Origin of the sequence: Micromonospora sp. NPDC023814 (assembly GCF_040639595.1) — a bacterium.
Taxonomy (GTDB): domain Bacteria; phylum Actinomycetota; class Actinomycetes; order Mycobacteriales; family Micromonosporaceae; genus Micromonospora.
In genome coordinates this window covers 1-1,253 of sequence record NZ_JBFAAF010000250.1, presented here as the reverse complement: position 1 = coordinate 1,253, position 1,253 = coordinate 1, and the positions used below count along the sequence as shown (strand labels likewise).

Sequence of the window (1,253 nt, the reverse complement as noted above, 5' to 3'; positions counted from 1 at the left end):
CAACGCATTTCTGTCGAACACGCCATTGCGGAGCTGAAATGGTGGCGACAGCTTCAACGCTTCACCGGCCGCCGTGAGCTTCTACCCGAGACCATCGACGCGGTCGCCAGCCTGGTATCCGACCGCATGATCACCTGGTAACCAATCCACATCACGGCAGCCCACAAGCCCTGGCAATTGCGCACGAGATCGTTAGCTCCGTTCGGCGACAGGGATCTGCCCGCCATGAGGGCCCACCCGTGGCTTCCAGCCCAGAACAACGCCAAGGAGTCGATCTAGACGCCTGCCCAGCGGTGTGCTCCATCGCCGAGGATCCCGTGGCTGAACGTGACCACCCGCCGGGCTCGGACGCCCTGGCGACCCAGGCTGAGGCGGTTTGGCTGGGGTTCCTGGAGGCTGACAGCGGAATTCTCAGCTTTCGGCGACTTCGCCGGTCGACGCTGCCGCCCTCGCCGGTCGAAGCCGGCCCACCCGGGCTGCTCCGGCGATCAGGCTGAGGATGCCGGTCAGCGTGAGCGTGATGACGCTGGCGGCCAGTGAGCCATTCCGCGCAAGGGTTTGATCACCAGGGGTGATCATGTGGTTCGGGCGTGCTCGACGTGCAGCAGCGCGAGGGCGGCTGACACGATCTTGCCGATCCGCCATGGGTTGAGGCTGACGTTGCGAAGTGCCTTGAATGTGGTCTTGAGCAGCGAGTTTCCGCGTTCGCCGATGGCGCGCAGGCTGTTGTGGGTCTTGTTGAGCTGCTGCTGGGTTGTCGTGAGCCGGCCGCCCTTGGGTTTCTTGAACGCCACGGTGATGGTGTCGGACTCGCCTTCGTAGCCCAGGTCGCCGAGGGTACGCAGGTCGCCGGCGGCGGCTCGCAGCGCTGGGAGGATCTCGGTGTGGGTGCGCACGGCGGTGGTGTCGTGTTCGCGGCCGGGTCGCACCTCGGAGGTCCAGATCGGCCAGCCGTCGCCGACGGTGATCACCTGGATGTTGCCGCCGTGGTTGTCGTGTTTGGCTGACCACCACAGGTCCACTCCGGGTGTCGGGCCGGGGGTGCGACACCGGTCGGTCTCGATCAGGGTCCCGTCGATGTTCACGTGGCAGTGCCCCGCGGCCTTGGCGGCCAGCAGCGCGCCGTGCAGGCCGGGCGCCCGGGCGGCGAGCACGTCAATGCCCTCGTGCAGGTAGTCGTAGCCGGTGGACGTGCTGATCTGGTTGTCGGTCGCCAGATGCTTGATCCGGGTGCCGTCGCAGAACCAGCGCAG

At 66.6% G+C, this 1,253-nt stretch carries 2 protein-coding genes; both read right to left on the bottom strand.

Annotated features, from left to right (window positions below; translation table 11 throughout):
• Nucleotides 1-411: 411 nt before the first annotated feature.
• Nucleotides 412-579, bottom strand: coding sequence for a hypothetical protein (locus AB0G14_RS35815; protein WP_357705266.1), 168 nt, complete (start codon nt 577-579; stop codon nt 412-414).
• Nucleotides 576-1,253 (bottom strand): transposase family protein (locus AB0G14_RS35810; RefSeq protein WP_357705264.1); only part of this gene is annotated, 678 nt, incomplete at its 5' end. The genes AB0G14_RS35815 and AB0G14_RS35810, both read right to left, overlap by 4 nt.

Bases quoted from the DNA above. Each gene is read 5' to 3' on its own strand.
- AB0G14_RS35815 (WP_357705266.1), bottom strand. From the start codon at position 579: ATGATCACCCCTGGTGATCAAACCCTTGCGCGGAATGGCTCACTGGCC.